The sequence below is a fragment of the Lutibacter sp. genome (genome assembly GCF_033723435.1).
Taxonomy (GTDB): Bacteria; Bacteroidota; Bacteroidia; order Flavobacteriales; family Flavobacteriaceae; genus Lutibacter.
On sequence record NZ_JAWVXC010000002.1, the window covers coordinates 144,745 to 159,922 of the forward strand.

13 protein-coding genes are annotated in these 15,178 nt (G+C 29.8%); 11 read left to right on the forward strand and 2 right to left on the reverse strand.

Going from position 1 to position 15,178, the window contains the following annotated elements; all coding sequences use genetic code 11:
• Positions 1–7: 7 nt before the first annotated feature.
• Both R3342_RS03540 and R3342_RS03545 read left to right on the forward strand, forming a co-directional pair.
• A complete protein-coding gene (locus tag R3342_RS03540; protein WP_318938295.1) occupies positions 8–3,151 on the forward strand; it encodes an efflux RND transporter permease subunit in 3,144 nt (1,047 codons plus the stop codon).
• A gap of 11 nt (positions 3,152–3,162) precedes the next feature.
• A complete protein-coding gene (locus R3342_RS03545; protein WP_318938296.1) occupies positions 3,163–4,533 on the forward strand; it encodes an efflux transporter outer membrane subunit in 1,371 nt (456 codons plus the stop codon).
• 78 nt (positions 4,534–4,611) lie between these two features.
• Here R3342_RS03545 and R3342_RS03550 read toward each other — a convergent pair whose 3' ends face one another.
• Entirely contained in the window at positions 4,612–5,559 is a 948-nt protein-coding gene (locus R3342_RS03550; RefSeq protein ID WP_318938297.1) for a GSCFA domain-containing protein, read from the reverse strand.
• Between the two features lie 2 nt (positions 5,560–5,561).
• Positions 5,562–8,174, reverse strand: coding sequence for an alanine--tRNA ligase (gene alaS, locus R3342_RS03555; RefSeq protein WP_318938298.1), 2,613 nt, complete (start codon positions 8,172–8,174; stop codon positions 5,562–5,564).
• Positions 8,175–8,305: 131 nt separating this feature from the next.
• Here alaS and R3342_RS03560 point away from each other — a divergent pair, with 131 nt between their 5' ends.
• From R3342_RS03560 to R3342_RS03600, 9 genes are all read left to right on the forward strand, one after another.
• Positions 8,306–9,277, forward strand: a complete 972-nt coding sequence (locus tag R3342_RS03560; RefSeq protein ID WP_318938299.1) for a M23 family metallopeptidase — start codon at positions 8,306–8,308, stop codon at positions 9,275–9,277.
• On the forward strand, positions 9,277–9,609 hold the full coding sequence (locus tag R3342_RS03565) for a MerR family transcriptional regulator (RefSeq protein ID WP_318938300.1): 333 nt from the start codon (positions 9,277–9,279) through the stop codon (positions 9,607–9,609). The genes R3342_RS03560 and R3342_RS03565 overlap by 1 nt, the downstream gene beginning before the upstream one ends.
• 75 nt (positions 9,610–9,684) lie before the next feature.
• A complete protein-coding gene (locus R3342_RS03570; RefSeq protein ID WP_318938301.1) occupies positions 9,685–10,296 on the forward strand; it encodes a LemA family protein in 612 nt (203 codons plus the stop codon).
• Complete coding sequence (locus R3342_RS03575) at positions 10,296–10,733, forward strand: TPM domain-containing protein (protein WP_318938302.1); 438 nt, start codon at positions 10,296–10,298, stop codon at positions 10,731–10,733. The genes R3342_RS03570 and R3342_RS03575 overlap by 1 nt, the downstream gene beginning before the upstream one ends.
• Entirely contained in the window at positions 10,714–11,544 is an 831-nt protein-coding gene (locus R3342_RS03580) for a TPM domain-containing protein (RefSeq protein ID WP_318938303.1), read from the forward strand. The genes R3342_RS03575 and R3342_RS03580 overlap by 20 nt, the downstream gene beginning before the upstream one ends.
• A gap of 117 nt (positions 11,545–11,661) precedes the next feature.
• Positions 11,662–12,138 (forward strand): CYTH domain-containing protein, encoded by a 477-nt coding sequence (locus R3342_RS03585; RefSeq protein ID WP_318938304.1) that lies wholly within the window; start codon positions 11,662–11,664, stop codon positions 12,136–12,138.
• 286 nt (positions 12,139–12,424) lie between these two features.
• Positions 12,425–13,756 (forward strand): cytochrome ubiquinol oxidase subunit I, encoded by a 1,332-nt coding sequence (locus R3342_RS03590; RefSeq protein ID WP_318938305.1) that lies wholly within the window; start codon positions 12,425–12,427, stop codon positions 13,754–13,756.
• 3 nt (positions 13,757–13,759) lie between these two features.
• Positions 13,760–14,836: a cytochrome d ubiquinol oxidase subunit II gene (gene cydB, locus R3342_RS03595; protein ID WP_318938306.1), complete on the forward strand. Its 1,077-nt coding sequence runs from the start codon at positions 13,760–13,762 to the stop codon at positions 14,834–14,836.
• Between the two features lie 11 nt (positions 14,837–14,847).
• Positions 14,848–15,168, forward strand: coding sequence for a hypothetical protein (locus R3342_RS03600; protein WP_318938307.1), 321 nt, complete (start codon positions 14,848–14,850; stop codon positions 15,166–15,168).
• Positions 15,169–15,178: the final 10 nt, after the last annotated feature.

Below are 15,178 nucleotides of genomic sequence, written 5' to 3' on the forward strand. Positions count from 1 at the left end.
TTTAATTATGATAAAAAAATTTATTGAGAGACCAGTTCTCTCAACAGTAATTTCAATTTTAATAACTATTTTAGGTGTTTTAGGATTACTTTCCTTACCTGTTGAGCAATATCCAGAAATTGCTCCGCCTACAGTTCAAGTTAGCGCATCTTACACAGGAGCTAATGCAGAAACCGTTTTAAATAGTGTTATTATTCCTTTAGAAGAAGAAATAAATGGAGTGGAAGGAATGACTTATATGTCATCAACAGCTAGTAATAATGGTTCTGCAACAATTAGTGTGTATTTTGAGCAAGGGATAAATCCAGATATTGCAGCTGTAAATGTTCAAAATCGTGTTTCGAGAGCTACAAGTAAGCTGCCTTCAGTTGTGGTACAAACAGGAGTTTCTACCATTAAAAGGCAAACAAGTGCTTTAATGTTTTTCTCATTGTATTCAAACAATAAAGATTACGATGAAACTTTTGTTCAAAATTATGCCAAAATAAACTTAGTACCTAAGTTACAAAGAGTAAAAGGAGTTGGTCAGGTAAATGTTTTTGGAGCAAAAGATTATTCCATGCGTATATGGATTAATCCTGAAAAAATGGCAATGTATAATATTATACCTTCAGATATTCAGGCTGCATTAAGAGAACAAAATATTGAAGTTGCTCCAGGTAAATTTGGCGAAAATGCTAATGGGATTTATGAATATACAATTAAATACAAAGGGCGTTTGTCAAAAGTTTCAGAGTATGAAAATATCATTATAAAATCAACGGGTAAAGGATCTTTTTTAAGATTAAAAGATGTTGCAACAGTAGAACTTGGTGCTTTTAATTATGGTGCAAAAAACATGGGGATGGGAAAACCAGGTGTTGCTGTGGGGATTTTTCAAACTTCAGGATCAAATGCACGAGATATAATTACTGAAATAGAAAAAATTATGGAACAGTCAAAAGTTGACTTTCCAAAAGGAATAGATTATATAATTCCATATAACGCAAAATCATTTTTAGATGCATCAATAGCTAAAGTAATTTCAACTATTATAGAAGCATTTATTTTAGTGTTTATTGTTGTATTTATTTTTCTTCAAGATTTACGATCAACATTAATTCCACTTATAGCAGTACCTGTAGCTATTATCGGTACATTTTTCTTTATGCAATTGTTTGGGTATTCCATTAATATGTTAACCCTTTTTGCTATAATTTTGGCGATTGGTATTGTGGTTGATGATGCAATTGTAGTTGTTGAAGCTGTACATGCAAAGCTAGATCAAGGAGCAAAATCTTCAATGGAAGCTACAGTTTCAGCCATGAGTGAGATTACTGGGGCTATTATTTCTATTACATTGGTAATGTCGGCAGTATTTATACCTGTAACATTTATTAAAGGTTCTTCGGGAATATTTTACCAACAGTTTGCAATTACTTTAGCGATAGCTATTGTTATTTCAGCAGTAAATGCTTTAACTCTAAGTCCAGCTTTATGTGCATTATTTTTAAAACCTCAAAATGATTCTAAACATGAAAAAGAAGGACTTCAAAAACGGTTTTTCACTGCTTTTAATACCGGATTTGAAATCATGCACCAAAAGTATACCAATATTTTAAAAATATTTTTGAACAGAAAATGGTTAGCAATATTATTAATAGTATTAGTTTCAAGTATTGGATTATACTTTTTTAAGAACACTCCAACTGGATTTATACCAGCAGAAGATAGAGGAATTATATTTAGTGATATTTCTTTAACGCCAGGATCAACTATAGAGCAAACTCAAAAAGTGGTAAATAAATATGATTCTATTTTAGCTTCTATGGATATTGTTGAAGCTAGAATGAATATTGTTGGATTTAGTTTGTTAAATGGAGTTAATGGTGGCTCATATGCTTTTTCGGTTATTAAACTAAAAGATTGGGATCAAAGAAAAGAAGATAATCAGTCTGTGCAAGCAGTAATTGGTCAGCTTTTTGGCAAAACGGCACAAATTAAGGATGCAAAATTGCTGTTTTTTAGCCCTCCAAGTGTGCAAGGGTTTGGTTCATCAGATGGTTTTGAGTTAAAACTGCAGGATAAAGGAGAAGATAGCTGGATTGATATGAGTGCTGTTTCGGGGAATTTCCTTAAGCACTTAAATTCAAGACCAGAAATACAGTATGCAATGACCAGTTTTAATCCTAATTTTCCACAATATCAATTAGATATTAATGTGGAAAAAATTAAAGATGCTGGTATTACAGTAGGCGAAATATTTAATACGCTTCAAGGTTATTATGGAGGTTTATACACTACGGATTTTAATAGGTTTGGTAAACAATATCGTGTAATGATTCAGGCAAAACCAGAAGACAGAGCAACACCAGAATCTTTAAATACAATTTTTGTTAGAAATAATAACAATGAATCGGTTGCTATTAGTGAGTTTGTAAATATTAAAAGAATTTATGGTCCTGAATTTGTATCAAGATACAATCTTTTAAAAGCAATTAATATTACAGGAAAAGCAAATCCTGGATACAGTTCTGGAGATGCTATTAAAGCAGTTAAAGAAGTTGCAGCTCAGTATTTGCCGAAATCATACGGCTATGAGTTTTCAGGAATGACTCGAGAAGAGATTATTGCAGGCGGACAATCAATCGGTGTATTTCTGTTAAGCTTAATATTTGTTTACTTTTTACTTGCCGCTCAATATGAAAGTTATCTAGTTCCGCTTTCCGTTTTATTTTCATTACCTGTTGGTATAGCAGGAGCAATTGGGTTTGTTCATTTTGCAGGTTTAGAAAACAATATATTTTTCCAAGTAACTTTAATTATGCTTATCGGTTTGCTTTCTAAAAACGCAATTTTAATTGTTGAATTTGCCTTACAGCGAAGGAGACATGGTTTATCGTTATACCAATCAGCTATTGACGGAGCGAAAGCGCGTTTGCGTCCTATTTTAATGACTTCTTTTGCGTTTATCTTTGGATTATTACCGTTGGCGTTAGCAGGCGGAGTTGGAGCAGTAGGAAACAGATCTATTGGTACTGGAGCTGTAGGAGGGATGTTAATAGGAACTTTAGTTGGAGTTTTAGTAATACCAATTTTATTTGTGATTTTCCAAAGTTTACAAGAGCTTGTTGGGAAAAAACCTAGTGAAGATGATCCTGAAATTTTATAAAAAAAGGTAAAATGAAAAAACAACATATATCAAAATTAATTATTGTTTTAATTGCAAGTGTTTTATTGCAATCGTGTTTTGTTGCTAAAAATTATAAAACACCTAAGGTTAACACAGATAATTTATTCAGAACAGAAAAACAATTAGATAGTACTTCAATTGCTGCAGTTTCGTGGGATAAATTATTTACAGATACTATTTTACAAGACTATATTAAAGAAGGTTTAGCTAATAATTATGATGTGAAAATTGCCCTTCAAAATTTAATTGCTGCCGAAGAAAATATGAAGCAAGGTAAGTTAGGATATTTACCATCTGTTAATGGAAATACCACATGGTTGTATCGAAAAGTTAAAAACACACCGGATTATAATGAACATGAATTTTCGGCAAATATTTCTTGGGAAGCAGATATTTGGGGAAAAATTAGAAGTACAAAAAGAGCTTCAGTAGCAAAATATTTACAAACGGTTGCAGCACAACAAGCTATTCAAACTGAAATAGTGGCTAATATTGCTTCAACTTACTATCAATTATTAGCACTAGATGCCCAGGTAAAAGTTGCAGAAAAAACTTTAATTAATAGAAATCAAAGTATAGAAACTATTAAAGCATTAAAGACTGCAGGAATTGTTAATGAAGTATCGGTAAAACAAACAGAAGCGCAAAAATATGCTACTGAAATTATATTAAAGGATTTAAAATATAATGTTATTGTATTTGAAAACACTTTAAGTATTTTAATTGGAAAATCTCCTAAAGCTCTTAAAAGAACTTCTTTTGAAAATCAAAAAATTACAGCAAATATTAAAACAGGAATTCCCGCATTATTATTAAGTAGAAGACCTGATGTTATATCGGCAGAATTAAATTTTAGAAATTCATTTGAATTAACCAACGTTGCTCGAAGTAATTTTTATCCGTCATTAAGCGTAAATGCTTCAGGTGGATTTAATAGTTTAGAATTAAAAAATTGGTTTAATTCAAGCTCACTTTTTTCATCAATTTTAACGGGTTTAACTCAACCTATTTTTAACCAAAGGAAGATTAAAACTAATTTTGAAATTGCAAAAGCAAATCAACAAAAAGCGTATTTGCAATTTGAAAAAACATTGTTAGTTGCAGGTAAAGAAGTTTCTGATGCATTAGCCGATTATAAAAATGAAACAGAAAAATTAGTTATTAGAAGACATAAATTAGATGCTTTAAAAATTGCAGCCGCTGATTCGGATGAACTGTTAAAATATGGCATGGTAAATTATTTAGAAGTTTTAACTGCAAAAGACAATGCTTTAAATACAGAGTTAGAATTAATAAATAATAAATACAAACAACTAAACGCCGTTATTAATTTATACAAGGCTTTAGGTGGAGGCTATTAAAATAAATTAAAATGTGAAATTTGATTGGTTATTCACCATTTTATTTTGGAAAAAGGGATTACATGTTTAATCCCTTTTTTATTTGAAATCTATATTAAATTGCTCTTTTAAAGTAGAAATTTTTAGATGCAAATCTTCTAAAAATTGTTGATGTTGTTTAGATCCCGGATTAAAGGCTTTATGTGCTAATCCTTTTTGAATAGTTTTAATTTCTTTCATTACAGAAGTAGTATTTTCTGAAATCCAAACTTGTTTAAATAATTCCCAAATATAATTTACAGCGGTTTCATTTGGATGAACCATATCAATATTATAAAAACGATAATCACGTAAATCATCTAACATAATTTCATAAGAAGGAAAGTAAAACACCTGATTTTTAGGATTTACAATTTGATGAATTGCTGCTAATAAATGCGCTTTACTCTGTGAGTTTTCTACAAAACCATCTTTTAAATGACGAACAGGACTTACTGTAAAAATAATATTTACGGTTGCATTTACTGATTTAATTAAAGTAACTATATTATCTAAGGAAGCAAAAATTTCTTCAACGGAAAGTAATTCTTTTAAAAACTTTTTTTGCGGTACTTTATGACAATTTCCTACAATGGCATCATTTTCAATAAATCGATATACCCAAGAAGTACCAAGAGTAATAATAATATGTGATGCTTCTGTTAACTCTTTATTTGTATGTTTAACAGCAGTGTTTAAATTTTCTAGTAATTCATTTTTATCAGAAGAACTTAAATCAGAATGGGCATCAAAACAATGCCAACGTTCATTTAGTTTAAAAATATCATTTTCAGAATATTGCTTTTCATTTATAGCATTGGTTATTAATTTTTCAATAGCTACAGGATTAAATAATATACCAAAAGGATTGCTAAAATTTTTAAACTTATAGTAGTTTAGTTTTTTGCTAATATTTTCTGAAAAGCAAGAACCCACCAAGCTTATGTTAGAATTATAATCTATTTGATTACGTTCTTTTTGTAATGGTATTTGGGTTCTAAAATTCAAATTTATGAGATGTATTTTTTAGCATTTTCTAGTGCTTGTTCAATTCCTTCAGGATTTCTACCTCCAGCAGTTGCAAAAAATGGTTGTCCGCCGCCGCCGCCATGAATTAATTTACCTAATTCACGAACTACCTTTCCGGCATCTAATTTCTTTTCTTCCACTAATTTTTTTGAAATAAAACAAGTTAAAAATGCTCTACCATCTTTTTCTGAGCCTACTAGTAGAAATAAATTATCTACTTGATTTCCAATTTCAAAAGCTAAATCTTTAATACTATTTTGATTTAAATCTAATTTTTTTGAAAGAAAATTAACACCATTTATTTCTTCAATATCTTTTAAAAGAGCGCCTTTTAAATCCTTAGTTTTTTCTTTTAAAAGCAACTCAACTTGTTTTTTTAATTCGGTATTTTCATCTTGAAGTTGAAGAATTGCTTTTTGTGGGTTTTTAGGGTTTTTTAACAGATTTTTAATTTCATGAAATGTCTTATTGTTTTCAACATAAAAATCTTTAGCAGCATCGCCGGTAATAGCTTCTATTCTTCTCACTCCAGCTGCAATAGCACTTTCAGACACTATTTTAAAATGCCAAATGTCACTTGTGTTTTGCACATGAGTTCCTCCACAAAGTTCTACCGATTTTCCAAATTGAATAGCTCTTACGGTATCGCCATATTTTTCACCAAATAAAGCCATTGCACCTTTGTTTAAGGCTTCATCCATTGGTATATTTCTGTATTCTTGTAAAGGTAATTTATTATCAATACGAGCGTTTACAAAATTTTCAACTTCAAGCAATTCATCTGTTGTAAGTTTAGCAAAATGTGAAAAATCAAAACGCAAACTTTTAGAGTGAACTGCGGAACCTTTTTGCTCTACGTGTTCTCCTAAAACTTCACGTAATGCTTGTTGCAATAAATGAGTTGCAGAGTGATTTTTAGCAGTACTTAATCGTTGTTTTTCATCTACAACTACTTTAAAAGTTTCTTGTACATTTTTAGGTAAACTTTTTGCGTAGTGTACAATTAAGTTGTTTTCTTTTTTAGTATCAATAATATAAATTACGTTTCCGTTACTTACTTCTATATATCCTTTATCCCCAACTTGTCCACCACCTTCAGCATAAAACGGAGTTAAATTAAACACTAATTGATATAAATCGCCATCCTTTTTTGTGCTAATTTTTCTATATCTAGTTATTTTAACATTTGCTTCTAAAAGGTCATAACCAATAAATTCTTCCTCATTATCTTCGTTAATAATTACCCAATCTTCAGTTTCAACTGTTGATGCAGCTCTCGATCGTTTTTTTTGTTTTGCTAATTCTTCATTAAATTCTTTTTCATTTAAGGATAATCCTTTTTCAGAAAGAATTAAAGAGGTTAAATCGATAGGAAATCCATAAGTATCAAATAATTGAAAAGCTTTTTTACCTGAAACTTCTTTTCCAGAAGTGTTTTTGATAATGCCGTCTAACAAAACCAAACCTTGTTCTAAAGTATGTAAAAAGGAAATTTCTTCTTCTTTTATAACATTAGTAATTAATTGTTTTTGAGCTTTTAGTTCAGGAAAATAATCTCCCATTTGTTTACTTAGCGTATTCACCAATTTATAAATGAAAGCTTCTTTTTTATTTAGAAAAGTAAATCCATAACGAATTGCTCTTCGTAAAATTCGTCTAATTACATAACCAGCTCCTGTATTTGAAGGCAATTGTCCATCTGCAATTGCAAAAGCAACTGCTCTAACATGATCTGCAATTACACGAATAGCGATATCCGTTTCTTCTTTTACATTATATTCATTATTGGTTATGGTTTCAATTTCTCTAATTAATGGAGTAAAAACATCCGTGTCATAATTAGATTGTTTGTTTTGTAAAACCATACACAAACGCTCAAATCCCATTCCGGTATCTACATGTTTTGCAGGTAATTTTTCTAGAGAACCATCCGCTTTTCTATTGAACTCCATAAAAACCAAATTCCATATTTCTACCACCTGTGGATGATCTTGGTTTACCAAGCTTTTACCTGAAATAGCTTCTTTTTCTTCTTTAGAACGTAAATCTACATGTATTTCAGAGCAAGGTCCACAAGGCCCTTGAGCTCCCATTTCCCAAAAATTATCTTTTTTATTTCCATTAATGATTCGATTTTCAGGAACATGATTTTTCCAAAAATCAAAAGCTTCTTTATCAAAAGCTAAATTGTCATTTTCATCTCCTTCAAAAACGGTAACATATAAGCTGTTTTTATCAATTTTTACAACATCGGTCAAAAATTCCCAAGCCCAGTTAATAGCATCTTTTTTAAAGTAATCACCAAAACTCCAGTTGCCAAGCATTTCAAACATGGTATGATGATAAGTATCTTTTCCAACTTCTTCTAAATCGTTATGTTTTCCTGAAACACGTAAGCATTTTTGTGTATCAGCAACACGTTTGTTTTTAGCATTTTTTTGACCTAAAAAATATTCTTTAAAAGGCACCATTCCTGCGTTGGTAAACATTAACGTTGGATCGTTTTTTAATACCATTGGAGATGAAGGTACAATTTGATGATTTTTAGAAGCAAAAAAATCTAAAAATTGCTGACGTATATCTTGTGATTTCATATGTTAATACAATGCTAAAATTGTTGTGTTTTACATCTATTGCAAAACATTTTGTAATTTTGTTATTTGTGCATTACAATATTATAAAATTGTAATACGTTAATGTTGCAAAAATAAGATAATTTCTATTTATGGCGAAAGTAAAATATTATTACAATCCGGATACCTTATCCTATCAAAAAATTCACTTAAGGAAAAGGGAAAAATTTAGAAATTTTTTACTGATGTTATTAGCATCTCTAATCCTAATGTTTTTAGGGTATGTTATTTTCACATCTATATTTGAATCTCCTAAAGAAAAAGAACTTAAACGTCAGTTAGAATTTGTTAAATTAAACGAGCAACTACACAGCAAACGTATAAAACAAATGGAAGGTGTTTTAAGTGAAATTCAGGATAGAGATAATAATATTTATAGGCTATATTTTGAAGTTAATCCTATTCCTGAAGAACAAAGAAAAGCAGGTTTTGGAGGTGTAAATCGTTATAAATCGTTAGAAGGATTTGATAATTCTGAAATGGTAATTGACGTTACTAAAAATATGGATATCTTAGCAAAACAACTCTATATTCAATCAAAATCATTAGATGAAATTGTAAAATTAGCGGATGATAAAGAAAAACTGCTAGCAGCAATACCAGCAATACAACCTGTTAAAAAAGGAGATTTAAAACGAATGGCTTCTGGTTACGGTTGGAGAACAGATCCATTTACTAAAGCTAGAAAAAAACATTATGGAATGGATTTTTCAGCACCAATAGGAACTCCTGTTTATGCTTCTGGAGATGGAATTGTAAAAAGAGCAGATCAACGTGCATCAGGGTTTGGTAAGCATATCGAAATAAACCATGGATTTGGTTATATTACTTTGTACGCGCATTTAAGCAAGTATAATGTTAGAAAAGGACAACGAGTAAAACGTGGAGATTTAATTGGTTTTGTTGGAACTACAGGCCGATCTCAAGGACCACATTTACATTACGAAGTTCATAAAAATGGAGTTAAAGTAAATCCAATTAATTATTATTACGGAAACTTATCTCCTGAAGAATTTTTAGCAATGCAAAAAGCAGCGCAAATAGAAGGGCAATCTTTAGACTAATGTACATAGACTTACCTGAAAAACGATATTATAAAATTGGTGAAGTAGCCAAAGCATTTAATGTAAATACTTCGCATATACGCTTTTGGGAAAAGGAATTTGATATTTTAAAACCTAAAAAGAATAAAAAAGGGAATCGATTATTTACACAGGTAGATATTAAAAATTTGCAAATAATTTATCACTTGGTAAAAGAAAAAGGGTTTACTTTGGAGGGAGCAAAAGCTAAAATGAAGGAAAAACCTAAAGTGATAAAAGATAATTTTGAAATTATTACACGTTTAGAAAACATTAAATCTGAATTGATTAATATAAAAAACAATTTAGAATAGATTAGTTTTACTTGTAACAAAACCAATTTTTTGGTTACCTATAGAAAGAATTATTAACGATTAAATTTTATAAAAATGAAAAAGTGGCTTATACCAGTAATAATTATAGTAGTTATTGTATTTGGATTTTATCGATGGGGTGTAAACTTCAACAATACAGCAGTTAGATTAAATGAGAATATCTCAGAAAGCTGGGGGAATGTACAAACAGCTTATCAACGTAGAAATGATTTAATTGGTAATTTGGTAAATACAGTTAAAGGAGCTGCAGACTTTGAAAAATCTACTTTAACAGCAGTAATTGATGCTCGAGCAAAAGCAACTTCTATAAATATAGACCCAACTAAAGTAACGCCACAACAATTAGCTAATTTTAATAAAGTACAAGGTGGTTTAAGTGGAGCTTTAAAAAGTTTATTGGTGACTGTTGAAAGATATCCGGATTTAAAAGCAAATCAAAATTTTTTAAAATTACAGGATGAGTTAACTAGTACTGAAAATCAAATACTAACTGCTCGTACACGTTTTAATGAAGCAACTAAACCATATAATAATCATATTAAAACATTTCCAAATTCTATTTTAGCAGGATTATTTCATTTTGAAAGCAAACCTTATTTTGATGCTGAAGTTGGAGCAGATAAAGCTCCTGATGTAAAATTTGATTTCAACAAAAAAGAAAACTAATGTCAAAAATTGAAGCTTTTTTATCTGCTGAACAAGAGCAATTTATTGTTGACGCAATAAAACTTGCCGAAAAAAATACTTCAGGTGAAATACGAGTTCATATAGAAAATAAAACAGAAAAGCCTCCTATAGAAAGGGCAAAGGAGGTTTTTCAAATTTTAAAAATGGATCAAACACACTTAAAAAATGGTATTTTATTTTATTTAGCAACAGAAAGCAAACAATTTGCCATTATTGGCGATGAAGGAATTCATAAGTTAGTTCCTAATAACTTCTGGGAAATTGTAAAAAATAAAGTACTTACTTTTTTTGCAGAAAAAAAATATGCAAAAGGATTAGAACAAGGAATTATTGAAGTTGGAAATCAGTTAAAAGCTTATTTCCCTTATGAAAAAGATGATGTAAATGAATTACCAGATGAAATCTCAAAAGGATAGTAAAATTACCATGATTAAATTAATTAAATCGAGTTTCCCATTATTTTTAGCCCTTTTTTTAGTACAATTATCCTTTGGGCAATATAATATTCCACCAAAGCCTAAATTGCAAACAAGTGTTTATGATTATGCAAATTTATTATCAGGGTCAGAAAAGCAATTACTTGAACAAAAATTAATTCAGTATTCCGATAGTACTTCTACCCAAATTGTAGTAATAACAATTGAAACTCTAAAAGGGGAAGATATTGGTATTTTAACACCAAAATGGGCTCAAAAATGGGGAATAGGTCAAGCTAAAGAAGATAATGGAGTAATTGTTTTAGTTGCAAAAAAAGAACATAAAATATGGATTTCACCAGGTTATGGCGTTGAATATAAGTTAACTGCAGGAACAACAGGAACCATTGTTAGAAACATAATTACTCCTGAATTTAGAAAAGGAGATTTTTATAGCGGATTAGATAAAGGAGCTGATGCTATTTTCCAGGTTTTAAAAGGTACTTTTAAAAATAAAGCACCCAAACAAAATAAAAAATCTAAGTCGCCTCCAATATTTTTCATTGTAATTTTAATCTTTTTTATAATAATAATTTTTTCTAACAATAAACGCGGTGGAGGCGGAGGAGGAAGAAGAAATGCGGCTTCAGATATATTAACTGCAATTTTATTAAGCGGAGCAGGAAGAGGTAATTTTGGAAGTGGTGGTTTTGGAGGCGGAAGCTCTGGCGGAGGTTTTGGAAGTGGCGGTTTTGGTGGAGGCTTTGGCGGCGGAGGTTTTTCTGGAGGAGGAGCTGGCGGTAGTTGGTAACAATTAGAAATATTTCCAAAATAACATCGTAATAATAAAACCTTTAATAATAAGGTGATTTACAATTTCAAAGTTTGTATTAATAAATTTGTACTAGCTTTTTAAGATTAATTAACTATGGCTAATCAAGAAATAGAGCGTAAATTCTTTGTTAAAGGAAATTATAAAAAACATGCTTCTGAAAAGATAAAAATTAAACAAGCATTTCTATCAACTGTGCCAGAGCGAACGGTTAGAATTCGTATAAAAGGAGATAAAGGCTACTTAACAATTAAAGGTATTGGTAATGAAAGTGGAGCATCAAGATATGAGTTTGAAAAAGAAATAGCCGTTAATGATGCAATAGATTTAATAAAAATCTGCGAGCCAGGTGTTATAGATAAAACACGATATATTGTTCCAATATCAAATAACTTATTTTTTGAAGTAGACGAGTTTTATGGTGAAAATGATGGCTTAGTAGTAGCTGAAATAGAGCTGCCATCAGAAGATACTGTTTTTGAAAAACCAGCTTGGTTAGGAAAAGAAGTTACGGGAGATGTTCGCTTCTTTAATTCAATGCTTATGAAAAACCCTTACAAAAACTGGAAATAGTATTTTAAAATGTTAATTTCGGTTTCTTCCAATATTCAAATATTTCTTTTGAACTTTTAGGTAAAATATAGTGTACTATATTGTTAGGTTCAACACTTCTTAAAACCAATAAAAAAGTAAAATAAATCAAAATATTAGTTCAATTTTTCTATCAAAAAAAGTAACTTAGTAGTTTAAATTTATAGAAGATACAATCCATTTAATTAGGTTAAAAAATAGAGTAACCTTTGTTATAGAAATTAATACTTTTTAAGCATAATTTTGTTATAAAATTAAAAATACTACCATGAATGATATGCTTTTTTACGATAGATTGCAATTCGCATTTACTATCACATTTCACTACATATTTCCACAGTTAACCATGGGCTTATCTTTATTGATAGTTTATTTTAAATGGAAATTTTTAAAAACAGATATTCAGAAGTATAACAATGCAGCTAAGTTTTTTATGAAAATTTTTGCTGTGAACTTTACAATGGGAGTTGTAACGGGTATTCCGATGGAATTTCAGTTTGGCACAAATTGGGCAAAATTCTCTGAACTTACCGGACAAATTATTGGACAACCTTTAGCTATGGAAGGTATGTTTTCATTCTTTTTAGAATCTTCTTTTTTGGCTCTTTTTATTTTTGGGGAGAAATTAATGGGACAGAAATTACATTTTTTAACTGGTTTTTTAGTGTTTTTAGGTTCATGGATTAGTGGATGGTTTATAATAGCAACAAATTCTTGGATGCAACATCCTGTAGGTTATGAAATTTTAGAAAACGGAAAATTTGCACTACATAATTTTTCTACATTATTTAGTAATCCTTGGTTAATACCAGCCTTTTTACATAATCAGGCAGCCTCTTTAGTAACTTCATCTTTTGTAGTTGCCAGTATTGGAGCTTTTTACATTTTAAGAAATAAAAATGTTGAGTACGGAAAATTATTCGTAAAAACAGGAGTAATTTTTGGAGTAATTTCTTCGCTATTGGTTGCTTTTCCAACAGGAGACTGGAACGCTAAAAATGTTGCTAAATACCAACCAGCTGCTTTTGCCGGAATGGAAGGTATTTTTAAAACAGAAGATGGTGGAGCTGAAATTGTTCTTATTGGACAACCAAATATGTTAGATAAAAAATTAGATAATAAAATTGCAGTGCCTAATATTTTAAGTTTTTTAACGTATAAAGACTGGAATAGACAAATTAAAGGTATGGACCAATTTAAAAAGGAAGATTTACCGGATAACATTCCAGCACTTTATTATGCTTATCATATAATGGTTGGTTTAGGAACTATTTTTATTGCAATAATGATACTATCAGCTTTCTTTTTATGGAAGAATAAAATATTTACTATTAAACCATTATTATGGATAATAATGTTTTTAGTTCCGTTTCCATATATAGCAAATCTTACAGGTTGGTATGTTGCAGAATTAGGAAGACAACCTTATTTAGTTTACGGATTACTAAGAACTAGTGTTGGAATGTCTCCAACAGTTTCTTCAGGAAATACATTATTCACTTTACTAGGGTTTGTAGGTTTATATATGTTATTAGGATTACTATTTTTAGTTCTAGTAGGAAAAACTATTCACCAAGGTCCAACCTCTAAAAAACATTAAATTATGGAAATCTATTGGTATTTAATTATTGCGGTTGTTATAGCTATATTTTTTATTTTAGATGGTTACGACTTTGGAGTTGGTATTATACATTTGTTTTTTGCTGAAAAAGAAAAAGACAAAGAAATAATAGCTAAAGCAGCAGGATTATTTTGGGATTCAAATGAAGTTTGGCTTGTTGCTGGAGGAGGAATGCTGTTTATGGCATTTCCTACACTTTATTCTTCTGCTTTTAGTGGATTTTATCTGCCTTTAATAATTGTATTATGGTTAATTGTTTTTAGAGCTATTGGATTAGAGTTTAGAGGTCAGTTTAGCTATAATATTTGGACAGCTTTTTGGGATAAGGCTTTTGGAGTATCTAGCCTATTATTAGCTTTGTTTTTTGGAATTGCATTAGGTAACGTAGTTAGAGGTGTAAATTTAGGAGGCGTTGAAAATGGAGTTTCGCTTTTTGAGAGCCATTATTTTTTCTTGCCACTATGGAATAGTAGTTTTAGTCCTTTAAGTGAATCTCCAGGGGTTATAGATTGGTTTACTATTATTATTGGTTTTATTTCAGTAGTAACTTTAGCAATTCACGGAGCTACTTGGATTATTTTAAAAACAAATGCATCTATAAATAATCGGCTAAAATCGGTAATTTTTAAGTTAAATATAGTGCTATTAATATTAACTATATTTTCCTTAATTGTTTGGGAAATAGTAAAACCGAATTCTTTAAATAATTTTATGGATAAACCTTACTTAGTAATTTTTCCAATTATCTATTTTGTAGGTTTATTTGGGCTCTTTTTTATTAAAAAATTAAAAAAAGATATTTACGCTTTTGTATTTTCAACTTTAGTAATATTAGGTGGAATAACTTCCTCATTAGCATCTTTATTTCCAGTTGTTTTACCATCAACAAATAATATAAATGAGTCTTTAACTATTTACAATACTGCAACTTCAAATTACGGTTTATCTGTTGCTATAGGATGGTCAATTATTGGTCTTATTTTGTTGTTTATATATTTTATTGTTCAAAAAAGAATTTTGGCAGGTAAAATAGATGATATGGATTATGGAAATCACTAATTTTAAATACCATGTTAGCTTCATTAATAGCTGTAATAAGTGTTGTAATAGGAATTTTTGGGGCTAATTTATTTGGATTTGTTTTAAAAAAATATTCTTTTGGCTTTACTGGAAATTCTATTATAGGTGTATTTGGAAGTGTGTTTTTTATAAAATTGATTGGAAGATTTGGTTTTGATCCTATAGCTATTTCAGGAAATGGAAACATTAATTATACTTTGTTAACGTTCAATTTAATAATATCTTTTTTTGGAGCGATAGTTGGCTTAATTTTATTAAAAGCAATTTCTACTAAGCTAAATAAGTTTAAAAATCAAAAAGGGAATAACTAAAAACAATCTT